Source organism: Arthrobacter sp. H14, from assembly GCF_000520495.1.
GTDB lineage: Bacteria > Actinomycetota > Actinomycetes > Actinomycetales > Micrococcaceae > Arthrobacter_C.
In genome coordinates this window covers 50,186-54,196 of record NZ_KI914704.1, presented here as the reverse complement: position 1 = coordinate 54,196, position 4,011 = coordinate 50,186, and the positions used below count along the sequence as shown (strand labels likewise).

Below are 4,011 nucleotides of genomic sequence, written 5' to 3'. Positions count from 1 at the left end.
GCGGCGTCGGCGAGAGCCGTTCCATCCTGGCCGGGACGCCGAGCCAGCAAAAAGTGTGGATGAGCCACGGCGACAGTGTCCAGCAGGTACCGGAGGGCTTCGAGGTCCTCGCCAGCACCGGCAGCGCACCGGTCGCCGCGTTCGCCAACGAGGCCCGCGCACTGTTCGGCGTGCAGTGGCATCCAGAGGTGAACCACACCGACTTCGGCCAGAAAGTCCTCGAAAACTTCCTCTTCAACGGCGCCAAGCTGGAACCGAACTGGGACACCACCAACGTCATCGATGAGCAGGTCGAGGTGATCCGGAACCAGGTCGGCAACGCACGCGTGATCTGCGGACTGTCCGGCGGCGTCGACTCCGCCGTGGCCGCAGCGTTGGTGCAGAAGGCTGTGGGGGATCAGCTCACCTGTGTGTTCGTCGACCACGGACTGCTGCGTGAAGGCGAAGCGGAACAGGTGGAGCGGGATTTCGTCGCGGCCACCGGTGTCAACCTATATGTGGCGCACGAAACCGACCGGTTCCTCGATGCGCTCGCCGGCGTATCCGATCCGGAGCAGAAGCGTAAGATCATTGGCCGCGAATTCATCCGGGCCTTCGAGAACGCGGAACGCGCCCTCGTGGCCGAAGCCGGGGTCGAAGGCCAGCCGATCAAGTTCCTCGTGCAGGGCACGTTGTATCCGGACGTCGTCGAATCCGGCGGCGGCGAAGGCGCGGCCAATATCAAGAGCCACCACAACGTCGGCGGACTGCCCGAAGATCTGCAGTTTGAGCTGGTGGAGCCGCTCCGGGCGCTGTTCAAGGACGAAGTCCGTGCCGTGGGCGCCGAACTCGGCCTGCCGCACGAGATCGTCGGACGCCAGCCCTTCCCCGGGCCTGGCCTCGGGATCCGCATCATCGGCGAAGTCACCGAGGAGCGCCTGAACCTGCTCCGCAAGGCCGACGCCATTGCGCGTGCGGAATTGACCGCCGCAGGACTCGACGACGCCGTCTGGCAGATGCCCGTCGTGTTGTTGGCCGACGTCCGCAGCGTCGGCGTGCAGGGCGACGGCCGCACCTACGGCCACCCGATTGTGCTGCGCCCGGTCTCCAGCGAGGACGCCATGACCGCCGACTGGTCGCGTCTGCCGTACGACCTGCTGGCCAGAATCTCGAACCGCATTACTAATGAGGTCGACGGCGTCAACCGGGTCACGCTCGACGTCACCAGCAAACCACCGGGCACCATCGAATGGGAGTAGCAGCACCCGTCCCCGGCCTTCCTGGAGCCAATATGCTCCTTTTTCGGCCGTATACGTGTTGCGTTGACCCAATTCCGGGGAGGCAGCAGATAGCCTCAAGAGCATGCCACTTTGGTCGAAAACGTCGCGCATGAGTGCAGAAGAGAGGGCACCTGTGCCAACGCAGGAAAGCCATGAGTTGGATACCGAGACCGATGCGCTGTACGCATGGCTCGAGCAGCTGGGCCCCTTTGCGGGGGCGCAAACCATGCTGCGCTTCCGCCCTGCCCCGGGCGGCACCATTGACCTGACGCATGCCCACCCGTCCGGCCTGGCCCAGTTGCTGGCCGGACGCCGGACACGTCTGTCGACCCTGATCCGGGACCAGGAGCAGTACTCCATCGCTCTCGCGGCGGCCCGCACCCTCCGTGCCAAGATATTTGAGCTTAGCTCCGACCGGGGGGTGGACGCAGGCTACCTGGCTGCCGGCACTGCATCGTGGCGTTCACCTGCGGCCGGGGTATCCGAACAACTCACTGCGCCGGTCCTGCTCACAGCAGTGTCGCTGACCGGGCGGCCCGGCCAGGACGACTACGAACTGCAGGTCACCGAACAGGCGCGCCTCAATCCGGCCTTGGTCCGTTTCCTGGCGCGCGAATACGAAATCGAGCTCGACGTTCCGGCCATCGAACGGATGGCCTACAGCACTGCCCGCTTCGATCCGTATCCCGTCCTCGACCGGCTGCGGACTCTGACCGGCGGCATTGGTGGAATGGTTGTCGAACACCACCTGCTGGTCTCCACCTTCGCGGACCTTGAAGAGCACATGTACGACGGCGCCATATCACCGGACAATCGTGTGATCGGCGCTTTGATGGAGGAGGCACGCACAGGCAACGCCGCCCCGGTATCGACACCATCGGAACGCTTTACTCCCATTGACGAGCGGCATCCGGCGGATGAGCTGCTGCTGCTGGACGCCGATTCCGCCCAGCAGGAGGTGCTCGATCTCATCAATGCAGGCACCTCCCTCGCCGTCGACGCCCCTCCGGGCACCGGGCAGACGCAGACCGCTGTAAACGCCGTCGCTGCCCTCGCCGCCGAAGGCAAAAAGGTTCTCGTCGTCGCCGAACGGCGCAACACCCTCAACGATTTCATCAACCGGCTCGATGAGATGCAGCTTGGCTCGCTGGTCCTGCAGCTCAACACCGGGCTCGACGGTGACCGCCTCAAGGAACAACTGGTCCGGGCGATCGTGCGCAATGAGAGGTCCGCCGAACCTCAGCTGCGGAACCTGCACCAGACCCTCATGGAACACCGGCACGCGCTGCAGGATCACGTAAGTTCGCTGCATAATGTACGCCAGCGCTGGGGATGTTCTCCGTACCAGGCGATGCAGTCGCTGGCGAAACTCACGTCCATCCAGCCGGCTCCAGCCACCACCGTACGGCTCAAGCGCAGTGTCCTCGACAGCATCACCGACCGTGCAGAGTTGACGAACCGGCTGCGCCGCGCGGCCGAGCTCGACAGTTTCAGCAAGGCCCGTTGGCAGAGCCCGTGGTACGGGGCGCGGCTGGTGAACCGGCAGGAAACGGAGGAGGCCTACGAGCTCGCGGTTGAGCTCGCCCGCGACCTTCCCCAGCTGCACAGCAAGATGGCGACTATGGCCGACTTCTCGCAGATCTCACTTGGCGAAACGTTCCAGGAGTGGGGCCGGCAGCTGGACCTGCTGGTGGCGATCCGCGGCAGTCTGGACAAGTTCACGCCCGACATTTTCGATCGCCCGGTCACGGACCTGATTTCAGCGACGGCTCCGTCAGCCTGGAGGCGCGAGCACAATGTCGACATGACGTCGATGACGCGTTCCAGACTGCGCCGTGTGGCCAAGGAATACATCCGTCCCGGCGTTCATATCTCCGACCTGCATGGGTCGCTGCTTGACGTCCAGCGCCAGCACAGCGCCTGGAACGAGTACGCCACCAGCCAACGGCATCCCTCAATCCCTTCGGGACTGGCGGAGATCAACGAGTACTACCGCGCAGTGCACAAGAAACTCAACGCCCTCGGCGGAACTCTGGTTGATACCGACGCCGGTGGAGACCTGAAACCCCTCCCTTACGCCACGCTGCTGGAACGGCTGAAAAAACTGGCTGCGGACAAGCAGACGCTTGTGTCCCTGCCGGAGCGGACGCTGCTGCTGGAGAACATGCGTGAGCATGGTTTGTCTGAACTGCTCGACGACTTGGCAGAGCGCGAAGTGGGGCCGGAGCAGGTCGGGTCCGAACTGGAATTGGCCTGGTGGCAGTCCGCACTCGAGGCCATGATCAGTGGTGATGACTACCTGGCCATGTCCGACGGTGAAAGCCTGCGCCGCCTGGAGGCGGAGTACCGGCTGGCCGATAAGGCGCACATTGCATCAGGTGCCTCCCGGCTCCGCTGGGAGCTGTCCCGGCGGTGGCGCAACGGTGTCGCCCACCATGCGGGGGAAGCACATTCGCTGCGCGAGCTGATCAAGGGCGGAGATCCAACAGTGGCAGGCCTGGGACATGAATCCCGGGAGCTGGTGCAGTCGCTGCTTCCCATCTGGACTGCCAGCCCGCTGGTGCTGCCGTCCCTGCTGGAAGACTCACAGGATTTCGACACAGTCATCATCCTCGATGCCGAATCCACTTCGCTGCAGTCAGCACTGCCCGCGATCGGCCGCGCTGAACAGGTGATCGCGTTCGGCGATGACCGGCTGGGAGCACCCAGACGGTTCTCGGTGGGAGTGGAATCGGCTGCCGCGGACGGCGAC

Annotated in this window: 2 protein-coding genes; both read left to right on the top strand. The window is 64.5% G+C overall.

Translation table 11 applies throughout. The annotated features are described in order from the left end of the window. Positions 1–1,238, top strand: a 1,238-nt coding sequence (guaA, locus tag Y707_RS28260) for a glutamine-hydrolyzing GMP synthase (RefSeq protein ID WP_035783091.1), incomplete at its 5' end; no start/stop codon positions are given. A gap of 130 nt (positions 1,239–1,368) precedes the next feature. Then, a partial coding sequence (locus Y707_RS28255; RefSeq protein ID WP_253905295.1) for a DUF4011 domain-containing protein occupies positions 1,369–4,011 on the top strand: 2,643 nt, incomplete at its 3' end.